The organism is Prevotella aurantiaca (assembly GCF_015262605.1).
Classification (GTDB): domain Bacteria; phylum Bacteroidota; class Bacteroidia; order Bacteroidales; family Bacteroidaceae; genus Prevotella; species Prevotella aurantiaca.
Genome location: NZ_JABZSJ010000056.1, coordinates 1 through 15,911, shown reverse-complemented (window position 1 = coordinate 15,911; position 15,911 = coordinate 1). Strand labels below are relative to the sequence as shown.

The 15,911-nt window shown below is 35.3% G+C and carries 12 protein-coding genes, 1 tRNA gene and 1 pseudogene; 7 read left to right on the top strand and 7 right to left on the bottom strand.

From position 1 onward, the window contains the following. Together HXN26_RS09125 and HXN26_RS09120 are read right to left on the bottom strand one after the other, a co-directional pair. On the bottom strand, window positions 1-386 hold a 386-nt coding region (locus HXN26_RS09125; protein ID WP_273160812.1), incomplete at its 3' end, for an Arm DNA-binding domain-containing protein. Window positions 387-696: 310 nt separating this feature from the next. After that, window positions 697-770: transfer RNA gene (locus HXN26_RS09120), tRNA-Ile, on the bottom strand. A gap of 321 nt (window positions 771-1,091) precedes the next feature. Between HXN26_RS09120 and HXN26_RS09115 the strand changes: the two genes are divergently transcribed. Together HXN26_RS09115 and HXN26_RS09110 are read left to right on the top strand one after the other, a co-directional pair. Continuing rightward, window positions 1,092-2,039, top strand: coding sequence for a bifunctional riboflavin kinase/FAD synthetase (locus HXN26_RS09115; RefSeq protein WP_273160811.1), 948 nt, complete (start codon window positions 1,092-1,094; stop codon window positions 2,037-2,039). A gap of 23 nt (window positions 2,040-2,062) precedes the next feature. Continuing rightward, entirely contained in the window at window positions 2,063-2,899 is an 837-nt protein-coding gene (locus HXN26_RS09110) for a CPBP family intramembrane glutamic endopeptidase (protein WP_273160810.1), read from the top strand. 182 nt (window positions 2,900-3,081) lie between these two features. On the opposite strand, the gene HXN26_RS09105 is transcribed toward HXN26_RS09110, so the two are convergent. Further along, the gene (locus HXN26_RS09105) at window positions 3,082-3,705 is read right to left on the bottom strand and encodes an agmatine deiminase family protein (RefSeq protein WP_273160808.1); all 624 of its coding nucleotides are present in this window, start codon (window positions 3,703-3,705) and stop codon (window positions 3,082-3,084) included. A 398-nt stretch (window positions 3,706-4,103) separates the two neighbouring features. Between HXN26_RS09105 and HXN26_RS09100 the strand changes: the two genes are divergently transcribed. From HXN26_RS09100 to HXN26_RS09085, 4 genes are all read left to right on the top strand, one after another. Beyond that, entirely contained in the window at window positions 4,104-4,427 is a 324-nt protein-coding gene (locus tag HXN26_RS09100) for a hypothetical protein (protein WP_273160806.1), read from the top strand. A gap of 202 nt (window positions 4,428-4,629) precedes the next feature. Further along, window positions 4,630-6,756 carry a TonB-dependent receptor gene (locus HXN26_RS09095; protein WP_273160804.1) on the top strand — a complete coding sequence of 709 codons (2,127 nt, stop codon included), beginning with the start codon at window positions 4,630-4,632 and terminating at the stop codon, window positions 6,754-6,756. 32 nt (window positions 6,757-6,788) lie between these two features. After that, window positions 6,789-7,526 (top strand): hypothetical protein, encoded by a 738-nt coding sequence (locus tag HXN26_RS09090; protein ID WP_273160802.1) that lies wholly within the window; start codon window positions 6,789-6,791, stop codon window positions 7,524-7,526. A 39-nt stretch (window positions 7,527-7,565) separates the two neighbouring features. Further along, window positions 7,566-8,591, top strand: a complete 1,026-nt coding sequence (locus tag HXN26_RS09085) for a hypothetical protein (protein WP_273160800.1) — start codon at window positions 7,566-7,568, stop codon at window positions 8,589-8,591. A 520-nt stretch (window positions 8,592-9,111) separates the two neighbouring features. Here HXN26_RS09085 and HXN26_RS09080 read toward each other — a convergent pair. From HXN26_RS09080 to HXN26_RS09070, 3 genes are all read right to left on the bottom strand, one after another. Continuing rightward, window positions 9,112-10,059, bottom strand: a complete 948-nt coding sequence (locus tag HXN26_RS09080; protein WP_273160798.1) for a hypothetical protein — start codon at window positions 10,057-10,059, stop codon at window positions 9,112-9,114. A 287-nt stretch (window positions 10,060-10,346) separates the two neighbouring features. After that, a complete protein-coding gene (locus HXN26_RS09075) occupies window positions 10,347-13,130 on the bottom strand; it encodes a hypothetical protein (RefSeq protein WP_273160797.1) in 2,784 nt (927 codons plus the stop codon). Between the two features lie 42 nt (window positions 13,131-13,172). Continuing rightward, window positions 13,173-13,364 carry a hypothetical protein gene (locus tag HXN26_RS09070; protein WP_273160796.1) on the bottom strand — a complete coding sequence of 64 codons (192 nt, stop codon included), beginning with the start codon at window positions 13,362-13,364 and terminating at the stop codon, window positions 13,173-13,175. A gap of 429 nt (window positions 13,365-13,793) precedes the next feature. On the opposite strand from HXN26_RS09070, the pseudogene HXN26_RS09065 reads away from it, so the two are divergent. Further along, window positions 13,794-14,378 (top strand): annotated as a pseudogene (locus HXN26_RS09065) (DUF4357 domain-containing protein); the annotation flags it as partial. A 261-nt stretch (window positions 14,379-14,639) separates the two neighbouring features. Here HXN26_RS09065 and HXN26_RS09060 read toward each other — a convergent pair. Then, a complete protein-coding gene (locus HXN26_RS09060) occupies window positions 14,640-15,635 on the bottom strand; it encodes a hypothetical protein (RefSeq protein ID WP_273160795.1) in 996 nt (331 codons plus the stop codon). Between the last annotated feature and the right edge of the window lie 276 nt (window positions 15,636-15,911).

Sequence of the window (15,911 nt, the reverse complement as noted above, 5' to 3'; positions counted from 1 at the left end):
GTTAATGTCTTGCCAACTTGTTGTGTGATGGAGTCTATGTACTTATCAAAGACTGGCAGAAAAGTTGTATATTCTTTGTCTGTACCAAGGAATACTGACCTGATAAGGTCTATGGAAAGTTCTTCTGATGTTTCATATTTCCTGTAAATCTGCATCAGTGTTGTTGTCAGTGCATCTATAGAAGCATTAATGGAGAGTGCTTCTGCTGTTCTGCCAATCATTCTGCTGGTTTTGTTACTCCACTTGGATTTATCCACAAAAATTTTAGTGGATCCAAGATTTGCCTTTTCGCCACCGAGATATATTCGGAGCATTACAGGTGATTTTCCTTCTTTGTTCTCATAGTTGGAACGTAGGTAGTAGGATACCTTGAAAGTTGTTTTCATAACGCATCATTTTAGTGTAGCTTTTTGGCTACAAAGTTCGACATAAGTTCTTGAAAACGAAAGTTTTGCATGCCGTCAATTTGATAGTCATTTTCCATTCATTGCTACATTTTTTTGAGAGCCTGCTTTTGTGTAGCAATTTCTGTAGCAGAAAATGACCGAATGATGACTATCAAAAGGTATAGTTTGGCAGTCAAACGGATATGGATAAAAAACAAAAAATCGCTGTAAAACCTTGATTTTACAGCGATTATCCTTGTTTTGAAGGCTAAAATGACGTGTTGTTTGATGTCCTTTTGAACCCCCTTTGTGGACCAGCCTGGGCTTGAACCAGGGACCTCCAGATTATGAGTCTGTTGCTCTAACCAACTGAGCTACAAGTCCAGTATTTATTAAATACGGCTGCAAAGGTAATGAAAAAAATGGAAAAACGTGAATGATGGTAAGATATTTTTAGCGTTTTAACACATTTTCCGTGCTGCATAGTGTTAGTTAGGGCTAATTGCTGTATATTTGCACTGCATTTTGTAGGTGGTAAACATGTTTGAAGAGATACCATTATGTATTGCTGAAACTTAAAATACATGTTTGCAGCGCTGGTTTGAATGATATGTAATATAGGATAAGGTGCTTACAGATTCTGATTATATACGTGAAATTTAGGTTGTGAGCTTACAGACTTGTATTGAAAGCATTAAAATGAGAATGAAAACAATATTTCTTGAAGGTATAAATAAAGATGAATTGACACTGGAAAAGCATGTAGTTGCTACGATTGGCTTTTTCGATGGAGTACATCTTGGTCATCAGTTTCTTATTAATAGGCTTGCTGAAATGGCAAAACAAGAGAATTTAGAGTCGATGGTAATAACTTTCGATTGTCATCCTCGCCAGGTTTTGCAAAGTAATTACCAACCAAGAATGTTGTCTACACTTGAAGAGAAGTTAGAAAAACTCGAAAAAACGGCATCCGACCATATTGTTGTGCTTCATTTTGACAAAGCATTGGCACAACTTACTTCTAAGCAATTTATGGAAAGCATTCTTCGAGATAGGCTTAATGTCCGCAAATTGATGATGGGATACGATAACCGCTTTGGCCATAATAGAACGGAAACCTTCGATGATTATGTTCTTTTTGGAAAAGAAATAGGTATAGAGGTGTGCCAAAATACAGCCCTTTCAATGGGCAATTTTAATGTAAGTTCTTCGGTAATCCGTCAATTTATAGAGACTGGTAACATGGAAGCAGCTACACGTTGTCTTGGAATTCCTTACTCGTTGAGTGGAAAAATAGTCGGTGGATACCAAAACGGGCGTAAGTTAGGCTATCCAACTGCCAATATTGATATTCGCAAAACTGATAAGTTACTTCCTGCAATGGGGGTTTATGCTGTGCAAGTTCGTATTGAAAACAACGAGAAAATATATGGAGGAATGCTCAATATTGGTACTCGTCCTACTTTTAATGGCTCAGATTTATCGGTGGAAGTGTATATTTTTGACTTTTCGGGCAATTTGTATGATCGTACAATAAAGGTGTTTTTTATGAGTCGTGTACGTTCTGACAGAATATTTCCAACCTTAGAAGCACTTGCTGAACAATTGCAATTGGACGAACAACAGATAAGAACAATTTTAAAGGATCAATAAACCAAATAATAAAAGAAATAGTTATGGAACAAAAAAGCATTTTAAAGAGTCTATTATACGTTGCTCTTTTTATTTCATTATTTGTCCTAATTCAAGCCATCTTCCAATTGCCTGCTGTTGGTATTTATGCTTATTTGAAAGGTTTAGACTTTACCAGTGTATTTGAAGGCTTTAAACAAGGGAAATATTCTGATGTTATCATAATTTCCGATCTATTCTCAAGTCTCTTCATAATTCTTCTTTTTATAAAGAAAGGGTGGTCGCCTATCTCTCGAAGTTATCTTCATACAAAACCTTGGACGGCATTATTCTGGATAGCAATGCTTGCATTTGGACTCATTCTTCCTTCAGAGTATATTTACGAAAAGTTACAAATAACGATGTCTGATTCTATGACTCAGTTATTTTCTGGTATTATGAAACATCCGCTTGGATATCTTGTGATAGGCATACTTGCACCTATTACAGAAGAATTGATATTTCGCGGAGCTATATTACGAGTTTTACTTAATGCTTTTGGACATAAAGGAAGATGGGCAGCCATTGTTTTAACGGCTTTGATTTTTGGCATAATTCATGGAAATATTGCTCAAGCTTCGCATGCCTTCATGCTTGGAATAGCTTTAGGATGGATGTATGTACGCACGCGCAGCATACTTCCTGGAATCGTGTTTCACTGGGTGAATAACAGTATTGCTTACATAATGTTCCACTTAATGCCCGATATGGAAGATGGAAAGCTCATTGATCTTTTCCATGGCAGTGAGAAAACGATGTATTTAGGTTTATTCTTCTCTCTCTGTATCTGTATTCCTGCCATCTACCAATTGGCAATTCGAATGAAGAGAGCAGACGAATAACGTTTTTCATTCTCCTATACTCTCGCATTATGTAGGCGAAAAGTATGTGATAAAAGTATAACGTGGTAGAATAAATAGTTGTATTGCTCAACAATTTGTTTTACCACTCTAATGAAATCCAACAAATAAGGCTGTGTCGAATAACAACACAGCCTTATTTGTTTTTTATTGTTCGTCTTTTATTATGATAAGACGTTTTCGTTAATGCTTTTGCTATAGCAAATAAACTCACCTTCGTCGTTGAAGAATGGTTTTGCATATACACCCACAACTGCAACATTTGGGAAACAAGCCTTTAATTGACGCAAAGCTTCTTTATCTTCTATTGTACGCTGCATAGGTACAATTACTACTTTCGATGTTTGAATGTAGTTAATATAAGCCCAACTCATGTCCTTAGCATTGCGTATGCCAACGTGAGTAGGATAACTAAGTTCAATTACTTCATATCCATCAGCCTCAAATTTATCTCTTAACATTTTAGCCAAGACAGGATCGTATTCTGAACAGTTAGTCATTAACACGCGTTTATTGCCAATGTGTCGTACAAGACATTCAATGTGGTCTTCCATTTTGCCATTATTGCCAAGCCAAGCTGGTTTTCGTGCTTTGCAAGAATGTGTTGTTGGGTCTTCAATAAGTTCGTGCTTCACATCATAAATATCAAGTACCATGCACAATTTGCTATAAATTGGCATTACGTTGCTGTTGTTTAAAACTTCTGTTGCGAAGTAAACTTTATTAGCATTCAGATGTTCAGAAGATTTTCCCTCTCCTGAAATGTTAGTTACATCCAAGTTCTCCATATAGTATTTGTGTAATAATTTTATTAAATTGTTATAGTAATAGGAATACTGCAAAGGTACAAATATTCCAACAACAACCTAAACTTTTTGCAATTATTTACTGAAAATATGTAGTTTAAGCATCATTTTGTGTAATTTACTGCTGTTTTCAATTCTACACCTTATATATAAGGAGCGTTTAAGTGTGAGAAGATTTTCGCTACTGATATTTGTTTGTAGCGTTAAAAAGATATAAACAAGAGCAAATAATTTGTATAGTTTCCAGTATTTTCTATACTTTTGCAGAAACCTAATGTGATGAATAAGTATTGGAATGTATGTTTTGGTGAATTAAGTTTCCTATAAACAAACAAAAAGATGAGTTTTATAAGTCCATTAGAACTGTAAATAGAACTGAAATGAGAAGAACAAATCTTGCAAGAATACTTATGGCATGGATGTTATTACTAACATTCACGACAGCACTTGCTATAAAAGATTTTCACTTCCATGATAATAAAGATATTCATGTAGAGCAATTAGCCACCACTCATAATGCTGAGGTACATGCATCTTGCTTTGTTTGTGATTTTACAATGCACAAAGCCAATGCAGTAAAACTATTTAGCTTTGTGCCAAAGGTGGTTTGTACTCTCATTCATAAGCCTCAAGCGTTAGAACCTATTATTGTTTACAGGTCGGTTGAATCGGTAAACGCCCACGCTCCTCCCTTTTTTTCTTAGTTTCTAAATATTTTTAGAACATTTTTTGGCTTGCAACATCTTGTTGTTTGTAAGCTTTGCTGTATTGTTATAGTACCTCTTTGCGTATTATTGAATATGGTTTTAGGCTGTATATCAGTAAAATACCGTATAATAGCATTACTTTTCAATACAGAAAAAAATATTGGACCAATTATTTTATTATTATTTCATAATGAAGAATATGAAAAAACTCGTCTGCACATTTATGGGCGTAGTGGGATTATATATTTCTATGCCAACAAATAGTTATGCACAACTACAGCAAAATGTTGTTAAGGCAAAGGCAGATACAACAAAACAGAATCCCCATCTTATGGACGGAGTGGAAATTACAACCACTCGTAAACTCGTTAGCAACAATGTCATAAGCTCCCAGCTTAATAGTCAGGTCATAGAACGTTCAATGGGACAATCGTTGGGTGCGATGTTAGAACGTGTTAGTGGTGTAAGTTCTATTCAAACTGGCAGTACTGTATCGAAACCTGTTATTCATGGCATGTATGGAAATAGAATTTTGCTCGTTAATAATGGAGCAAGACTAACAGGGCAACAATGGGGTGCCGATCATGCACCAGAAGTTGATAAGAATAGTAGTTCAAAAATAGAAGTTGTTAAAGGTGCCGAGGCTGTACGATATGGTTCTGAAGCCCTTGGAGGAATAGTAGTAATGGAACAAGATATGTTGCCTTACGAACAAAAAAGAGCAAGCGGCAAGTTGTCAACTATGTATGGTTCTAACGGTTACCGCTATCAAGTGGTAGGAAATGCTGAAGGTTCTATGCCTTTCCTTCCCTCTTTGGCATGGCGTATACAATCTACTTATGCCAATAGTGGCGACCAACGGGCTGCAAATTATCTGCTGAATAATACAGGAACACGCGAGTTTGATTTCTCAACAGCATTAGGTTATCGCCATAAAAACTTCCGAGTTGAAGGTTATTTCAGTCGTTACGACCTAAAGTTAGGTGTACTTTTTAATGCACAGATGGGTGATGAAGACCTGCTTGTAGAACGAATTAAGATAGGAAGACCAGTTGATATAACACCTTTTACACGCCATATCGACTATCCTTTTCAGCATATTATCCATACCAATGCCACACTAAAGTTGTTCTACGATAGCGAAAAGTATGGTAGGTTCTATTGGTTGGCAGCGTTTCAGAAGGATGATAGAGAGGAAAATCGCATTCGACGTATGAATCTTTCGTATATTCCTGCTGTAAGTATGCATCTTAAAACATTGCAAAACCATTTACGTTGGCGTAAGAATTATGGTTTTTGGGGAAGCGAAATAGGCGCACAACTTACCAATTCAGACCATACTAATCAGCGAGGAACAGGTGTTGTACCTATTATTCCGAACCATACAGAAACTCAGTTAGGTGCTTATATTTTGCAAAAATACGAAAAAAATAAGCTTGGAGCAGAGGCAGGTATTCGTTTCGATTGGCAAGATACAAAAGCTGCAGGTTATGATTGGACAGGCGATTATTATGGCGGGCATCGTACTTTCTCTAATTTTACTTATAGCATAGGTGGTCATTATCACATAACCGATAAGCTAACGCTTACTTCTAACTTAGGTTTAGCGTGGCGAGCACCACATGTATTTGAATTATATAGTAATGGAAACGAATTAGGTTCGGGACGTTTTGTACGTGGCGATTCAACAATGAATTCAGAAAATAGTTATAAATGGGTTACATCGCTTGATTATCGTAGTACATTTCTTGATGTTCGGCTCGACGCATATTTACAATGGGTAAAGAATTACATATACGATCGTCCGATGAAAGGGCAACATGTAACAGTTATTTCGGGCACTTATCCATTATTCCAATATATGCAAACCGATGCATTTATTAGGGGTATAGACTTAGATTTGCGTGTTCGTCCTCTTGCAGAAATAGAATATCATTTTGTTTCGTCAATGATTTGGGCAAACGAACGACACACCAATAACTACTTGCCCTATATTCCTTCGTTCCGTTTTAATCATAGTTTGACCTACACTCCAAAACTTCCAGGAAAGTTTTCGCCATGGTTAGAACTCAGACATCGCTTTGTGGCTCGCCAACATCGTTTCGATGCAGCCACCGATCTTATCGATTTTGCGCCAGCATCGTATAGTTTGTTTGGCTTTGAAGCTGGAACAGAGTGGCGAATAGATGCAAATAATGCCCTCTCTCTGTTTATTTCGGCCGACAACCTTTTTAATAAAGAATATAAAGAATATACCAACCGCGCAAGATATTACGCACACGACCTTGGTCGAGATATCCGAATCAATTTGAGTTGGAAGTTCTAAATAAGAAAATAACAAATAAAGATAAAAATAAAATGATGAAAATTAAAAACAGTATTTTACCTATTTTGTTAGGTATGTTCAGCATTGGCTTTTTCTCTGCTTGTACTCCAGAAAAGCCAGAAGATGAAAAAGAGAATAAATTACACGAAGACCCAACTCAGTCTGTCTTCACACTCACCGAAGGTAAATTAACCAACGGAGTAACGTTTGGAAATATGCCACAGGAATCAGACTTTGTTCCAACTGGTAATGTTCAGAAAATTGTTTGGGAGGTAGTGAAAGGCGAAAATTTCAGAACCAGCGATGGAGGACAAACAAAATTTGTTGTAAAAAACATAAAGACCCACCCAGATGTGGTTTATTCTCTCCGCATTGATTACAATAATTCGAAGGGACAACACATGAATAGTCAGTTCTTTGAGAACGAACAAGACCGAATTCACCAACACTTCTTTATGTATTATGTACACGATGGCGCATACAATGTATTGGTAAAAGACAAAACAAAACTACCTTACGAATACACTTATGCTGATACCTACAAAGGAAAATTTATTGGAGCAAGTAATCCTATGGGCTTTTTCGGATTTATACGTTTCTTGGAATCCAATACAAAATTCGATTTGAAGGTAGCACTTATGCATTCTGGCAATTTAACAAAGTTCGGTAACGATGGAAAACCATCTCCTTTCTGGGCGCCTTCTCCATCTCAGCTCAACAAAGCATTATGGGATTTGAGTGTAAAACTACCAATTGAAATAGAGAATTGATAAACTTAAAAAAATAATTCATTAAAAAAGAAAATAGCAATGAAAAAGGTATTAAAATCACTGTTCCTCGTAGCAATAAGCACTTTCGTAGCTGCTGGCTTTACAGCATGTAGCAAAGACGAAATAGAACCAAAAGAACAAAATGAAGAAATTGTAGGTCCAAAACCTGCAAAAGTTGTTATCAATGTTTACGAAGGACACTTGCATGGTTATGCAGGTTTCCACGAAAACAAGATGTATTCTGGCGTAAAGTATATGGACGCTCCACAAGAGTTTGTTTATACAATGCAGAATGGTAAATGGGTTGCCGATGCTAAAAATCCTGCTTATCTTTATGCGATGAGTTATAACGAGATGCAGAATACCGAAGCAGCCACATGCCATGCATTGGATATTAAATATTATGATGCAGCAGGAAACTTAATCAACGGTCAGTTTATAGAAAATGGAAAGAGCGACCATTATCAACATTTCTTTGTAATAAAGAATCAGAAGGCATTTTCAGACTTCGACCAAAAGCTCGATAACCCTACCAATAAAGAATTTATGCGCTATGATTATGTAGATCCAACACCTTGGAATGAAACCATACATAGCGGAAAGGGACATTACAATGGTCTTAAAGACCCACTCGGCTTTAAAGGAATTATGTCGTTTGGATATTGTCGTCAGAGTTTTGACCTCAACATCATGTTGATGGAGAGTCAAAACAAAAAGCAGGTGAATTTGAAGGAATTAGAATTTAAAAATAATAGTGGAGATGTTGTAGAGAAATATTCTAAAATTGCAGATTGGACACCAACACCGGAGCAACTCAAGAACGAAAAATGGTATCCTACAATTACAATTCCTGTAATGGTCTATATGGATAGAGCTGAATTAGGTGATGGCGAAGAGAACGTAACTTTGGAAATGAAGGAGGACGAAGTACCAACATCATATAAACGACTCATCAACACCCTCAAAGCTTGCTTTAATATGACCTATAAAGAAGCACTTACCGAACTATATTATCGTTTGAATGGTGAACCAGGAAAGCACGATAATAGCGGTTTTTGGTTCTAAATAGCTGTTGTTCATAGTGTGCGAAACTTGTTTTTCTATCTATGAACAGGAAGGACTCCTCAATAAAACGTGAGTTCGATATAAGAAATCTGTGTAGAAAGTTGAAGACGTATAAAGTTGATAACGTCAAACCAACCACATAGAACTTATATCGAACTCATTTTTTTTATTTAAATGAAGAAATATATCTGATTTTCAGAGCAAAAACACGACTTTTAAAGGGCGATATATAACTTATGAGAAAGTACCAATAACAACAAAAAAAGTTTTTAATTATAAATTCAAAATTTATAATTAAAAACTCAGTGATTTATTATTATAATTTTGAAATTTATAATAATAATTTTTCGGACTTCTTATTTCTATTGAAGTCAGGCCATAGGCTTAATGGATATTTGGTGGGCTGAAATCTCTTGTTTTTAGTAATGTACATTTGATAGGCTGGTTATTCCATACTACCAAATATCCATTAAGCCTAATTTTCAAGATTAGTGCTCTATCTACATTAAGGCATCTATAATTAGCCTTTATCTTTTAAAGAGCAGGCTTTAAGTAAAGGATAGTTTGAAGTCTCTTGAAACTTTATTAGTTTTTGATGAATGGTCTCCATATCCTCAAATCTCTTTATCGGAAGCATATCCTTTATAAAAGGTATTGTCGGACTATCAGGGTACGCCTTCATAAATCGTTTCCACTCATCTTTAGCTTCTTTTTCTATGTCATATTCATACACAGGAGTATTGTCTACACCAAACAAATAGGCAGACTGAAGGAATTTATAGTCATCTTGTAGTCTACAGAATAATTCCTTCTGTGTTGGATATCTCTTTACGTAAGCCTCGTATCGAGCAAGCAGATTACCCAACTCTCGCCACGATATTATGAGGGAAGCATCAGGGGCAATGTTCTCTGCATCCTTTCTCAGGTACCAGTAGTCTTGATAGTACTTAGGCAATTGTTTGACATACTGAGTGTATATTTTGGTTGGTAGGGTCAATTCCACGATACCCTCTCCTAATTCTTTTATTTCTATCCCTGCTTTCTTATAGAATAACTCCTTCTTTTTGATGGAATCGTGTGGCTCTATTTCATTGCCATCGTCGTCTATTCTAAAACTGTAATAATTCTCAGTGTAATAGAACTCACGCTCATTGATCTTATTCAACTCTTTTTGCACTTGCGCACTGAAATCATCAAAGATTCTACAACGCTCTTCTGGTGATGCTCCTGCTATTTTGATGTCAATTATTTGCCGATGGAGCTTAATGCGTTTCAAAGGGTCGGTTGTTTGTGCAAGTACTTGTTTAACGCTATCGAGTTTGGCATTTTGTTTAATACTATCGATATTCGATTCTTGCTTTATGCTGTCGATGTTTTCAACATCTTTATCTGTTTGATTAGAAGGATTGTTTTGACAAGCTGCCAATAAAACAATTCCAGATAAGAATAGATATTTGATTTGTTTCATAAGTTTTACGTATAAAAGTTTTAATACTGATAGAAATTGTCCTCTATCTTCTTTTCTCCATTTGCAAAGATATATATAAAAAGAGATTAAACGTTCAGACAATTAAGTTTATTTTCTCTTATATGCTTCTCTGTTGAATACAAGTTTTAGGCGTAAAGAACATTTATCTACTACGCCATGCGTTTAATAGTTGTCTTTTGCAGAAAAAATAAAATCCCTGCCTTAATAAAATAGGGCAGGGATTTTAGTAAAAAGAATATATGAGGTATTATAATACCTTGATTTTATTATTCTGAAACAGGACGAACGCCTAAGCCGAATGTGCGAGCACTACTATGTAATGGAAATACATCAGCTTGGCTGAAAGCAAAACAACGACCATTATTAAGGTCTTGTGGAATAGCTGTCCAATAGTTTGCACTAACATGTAGATCTACCATATTACCATTTCCGTTTCCACGATAACCAGTAGCAGGGAAATAGATAGTTGCTTTCTTCTCACTATTAGTCCAGAATATATGTCCAGTTTGAGAATTATATGTTGCGGGAACTTCTGTACCATCTACCATTTTAGGTCCTTTATTCACACCATTTGAAGTGAAACCTGTGAAGGCATTACTAGCAGGAACTTGGAAGCCTACAGGACTTGGGTCGTAAATGGTCTTAACAACAGCATTATCATTCCCGTTGGTTTCTGTATTATTAACAGACCACAAATTATAAAAATAATAGTACTGTGTTAAATAAGAAGAACCTGGAATAGTGCCGCCACCTTCTGTTACATAGAAATAACCAGGATTTTGAATTATGGCTTGCATATAAATCTGATTACCCGCATCTTTCTTAAATAGTGTTCCTACAGCAGGATCTGTACTTGGGAAAGGATCTTTACGTCCCCATTGGTAAAGTGTAGTATTACCTCGTCTTTCCGTAATACCAGCATTCTGTGTAATTGTGAAGACTGATTCTTGCTTAATACCATTGTTAGCAATAGTTTGTTCAACTTTCACCTTTACTGTTCGTGGAGTTGAATAAGATGTACCAGTCCATTTTGTGGGTTTCCAACCTAATGTTTCATTCGTGAAGTTATAAACCTTGTTTTGTTTATTGGTAACAGGAATTTTATCAAGTGCATTCTTAGGCGCAAACCAAAGGTGCCATGACCAAACAATAGTATTACCTTTCTTAACAGCTATAACTGCATTACCGCTTTTTATATTTGCCTTTGTTACTTCAAACTTTACAAAAGCATTTCCGTTACTATCACGATATATAGGATTAGAAGCTAAATTAACAAGATTTGCTTCGTCAGCCCAAACAATTTGTGCTCCATTTATACCATTATTTGCATTACCATTGGTTTTCTCAATCCATGGGTTATTAATACCTTTTCCATCGTGATCTACAAGTTTGGGAAGAATGTTTTCTTTCTGTTGTCCATTTACATTAATATAACCAGGACTACCTGAAAATTGATAGGCTACATAATTTGCATCATTATTCTTGATAGCATTTCCATAAACCAAAGGAATCATATAATATCCCGGCGCAGAGATAACATAACAGTTGGCAGTATTCTGTACTTGTGCTTCACCAGTGCTATTAGATAAGTTGTAAGGTTTTGCTGCTGAACCTAAAGCTTTAGCATCTTGTAATTCTTTATTACGTTTAGCAACAAGGTCAACTATATCTGTTCCTAATGTTGCTGTTCCTTGTTCTGCAGCAGTACCACCATTTCCTGATTCTTTAGTTAAACTCTTTAACCATGCTGGCTTAGTTGTGGTCCAAGTATTTCCATCATCTTCACTATATCCAATAACTTTCCATGCTACTGGTTTCTTTGTGCCATCAGGAGCTTGACGAAAACTTGTAATACCATAGTTTCCTGTACTTGTTGCGTTGTAAGCAACAGCTGATGGACTATCACTTGTGATAGAGTAAACCCAGCTTGAATTCTTATGACTCAACTTATAGGTACGGGTAGTTCCTTCTTTCCAAGAACCTTTAAGTGGTACAGAAATAGTAGTGTTATCGGTAAAAGTAATTTCGGCAGTAACCTTATTATCGAGTTCCTGCGGAATCATATAAAAGGTGTAGTTGTCGTTCAACTTAGTGATATCTCTCGAATTTTCATTAGGAAATGTACTTCTATCTCTAACAATGCTGTTTGGATTTTCATTTGTCTTGTAATTAAGACCACCGAGTGTTGCATTACCACGAGAAGTATAACCAGTAGATATCCACTCTGCGCCAGTACCATTGTATTGGTTAGAAACTACATACTTGCTTTTTAATAATACATTCTTAAGTGTTATCTGCTTAATTGTTTTGTCGAATGAAAGGTTTTGCCCAACAGCAAAGCGAATAGCCGTCAATGCATGACGGAAATTAAGACTAGTTTTAGGTGCTTGGTTGCGTGTTGCATAATTAACATCACCAGAACAAGCAGTCATAAGATCTACTTGCTTTCTAACATCTGTGTCGATTTCAAATTCTACACTTGGAAAACCATTAGCATCTGGCTTATTGATTTTCATCTTATTCTTATAAGTGCTAAGTTCTGGATACACAGCAAAGAAACGACCATATCGTTTTTGCCAAGACCAAGGAATCTTAGTATAGAGTTCACCATTCTTATTTGTCTTTGCATCAATAAACCATTCTTCTTTTATATTTGATGGAGTTGTGCCACGAAGACCAGTAGAAGAGAAGTCGCCAAATGAATTCAAATCGATGATATTTGCACGTGTACTTGCATCAGCTACAACAGGATTAACACCTTCAACGGTTGTTTCAATTAAACAAACATCAAGGTTTCCATTGCTTTGAGCCTCTAATTTTTTACCTTCAAGGTCTTTATCAGAAAGTCCAGGAGTTATAGCGCCACGAGTTGCTGCAATATTGTGACTGAGTACCTCTTCTTGTACGTTATTTACTTCAAATTGCACAATAGCTTCTTTATCGCCATCACTTAAGTTATTGCCTAAATCATCGTCAGCACAAGAACCCATTGATAAAGCAATGCTACTGACAAACAATGCCGATAGTGTATGATAAGAAATCTTTTTCATTATATCTTTTACCTTTTATTTTTACCTACTTTATTCTAACTTTTAGCCAAAAAGCTCGTCGCCATCATCTCCTACAACTGGTGTAGCACCTTCTATAGTAATACTTCCTGGGGGAGTACCACCTCCGCCAGGTCTCACATTAGGACTTGCTGCTAAAAGAAATTTGTCTTCCATCATATCAAAGACAGCAATGGCTGGTCTAAGATATTTTTGTTTAGTTACGTCTGTTTTCATTTTTATTTTTCATAATTAAATCTACCTACAATCAAACTTGCATGTGGATAGTTAAGATAGAAATGAGTCTGTTGTGTAATTATATTTCCACTAACATGACAAAAATACCATGTTTTTGTTACTCTGATTCTTACAATCTTTATTCTTAATTTCTGTAATTTGTTATAATTTTTGCAAAGTTATTAAAATTATTTCAATTATCGTTCTAAGTTCTTTATTTTAACACTTTTGTGCTGATAAAGGACAAGTTTTTGGGCTTTTAGAGAGGTGTTTTGAAGTAAGTTGTGGAAAAACCATAACAAAATGGATATTTGAATTATTTGGAGCAAAAATATTTGAAGTGTTGTGAGATACCTAAATAGAATAGAGAGCAAGAATATTAAAGGAGAATAGAAACGTATAAGCTTTAAGTCTGAAATGACTTATTGAAGCAAGAAAAATTTTTGGCAGAAAGCCTTACTATTTATTTCTAAAGATGCAGCAATGACTAAGGCAGATGTACAATATTTAGAACATAAAGCAATAGCAGAAGCAAAGGTCTCAAATTCTTTTGTATTGAACGAAAACAAACAGACTCCAAAGTCTCCTAATCTTCCAGAATATCGTAAAGATGATATGGAAGAATTCTTCGAGGACGTAAAGTTTCTCACATCTTTTATTGGTTGTAATATCTTTGACATAGTAAAACCCAAAGAAGAGCATCTCTTCTTCACCAAAAGGCGTGGATGCGATGCAAAAGGCTTCTATCATAGCAAAGGATTTACAGTTCTAAAAGATAGCATTATAACAAACTCATCTGTCCCATCATTCACTTGGAAGGACAAACGTGAGAAAATGTTGAAAGAATATACTCGTCCATATAACGGTAAACAAACATTAACTTCAGATATAACTTTCAATAGTCCGAGCACAGCTGCCGATTTCTGTATAGGGAGTAGCAATAATGGGTGGATTATATGGAAGGATAAAGATGGAAACACATTAAACTCTGTATATAGAAAACAATTAGAGTAACCTTTTTTATCCAAAAAGCAAGAACAGAGCAAATAGTATCTTTGGTGATAGTTTTCAAATCTTCAGGAGTTTTTCTGATAGGGTGAAAATCTCAATCCATTTTTAAGAAAAAGTTCCATGTAGATCTGAGTCTTTTCTGTCTACATATTCCTTACTTCTTCTGCCTGAGTGTCCGTCAGTGAAAGCTCAACCTTTGTCAGAGTAAACTACCAGTCCTTCTTCTCGCATATAAAGTGCTTATATAACTTCAGGAGGAAAGATTTATTGTTTTATAAATCTTCCCTTATCATCAATAGTATATCTATCAACCACATCCTTTTTAATAACTTTATCTTTATGTAATTTGTTCTTATACACAGTTATATCAAGATTTTTAGATATGGTAAAGGAATTAGTTTTCCAATCTCTATTATTTTCTCCTATTTGTGAAAATACTGTTACCCCATCTATTACATTCTCATTAACTGATGTTATAAGTCTGTAAATTAGTGACGGAGTATTTTCAAGATAATAACAAACCAAATCAAGCTGATATTTTTTCCCTGTTTTGATGCGATAAAATAGACTCGGTAAAGATTTATCCCATCTGCTTTTATAAGTATATTCCAACTCTTTATTTCCTTCTATACTGGTAGGATGGTATGACATTTCATCTTGTTCCCCCATATCATAAAGTTCCTGTTCTTTCTGAAATTGGTAGAAATCAAAAGGTAATGAGATTTTTTCGATACTCACTTCAGTTTGATTTCCTACAACCACCTCCCTTTCTTTTAAGGAGTCTATAGCATTAATTTCCGCATGAAACTTATCTGCATTATAATGTGTCAATAGCACCATATCTGGTAAGTAAAACACGCCCTTGCATTCCATTAATTTCCAAATAACATCACCATTTTTTTGTTTATAAACTTTTGCGTTTCCCCTTGCATCGTCGTCATAGAAACCATAAAAAGAGAGATAGAGGGTGTCTTTTTTGAAAACACCTTTTATATTATTCACATTTTCTGTGGAACAATCTATTCTATTTCCACTGTTCCATGTACTACAGTAGTAGCCAACAACAGTATCTTGTTTTATTTTTTTCAATACAAGGTGAAAAGTTTGGTTTGTGTCAGACTGTTTTCCATTATATTGGTAATATATCCAGTTTCCCACTAAACTATCTATCGGAGTTCTCCTTGTTGTTTTCAATTCTGTTTTGGCTGTACAAGCACAGATAAAGAGGCTTACTGCCATTGATAATATAATTTTCTTCATTGTTATATGTTGCAAACAGTCATCAATCTTATTTGAACGTGAATTCGATATAAGAAAGTTGTTTTAAAAGTTGTAGGAGTGGAATATTTTTTGTACCTTCACATTTGTAAACCAAAGAGTTACAAATAAATACCCACTCCTGTGACTGATACAAATTTAATAGAAATATTCTGTATATTCGACGATTTTTGCAAGTATTTTACTCCTGAGTTGAAAAAACAGGCTTAATGGTCAAATGTACTCCTGAAAGGGGGCAAAAATGCTCTCTTTTTCATT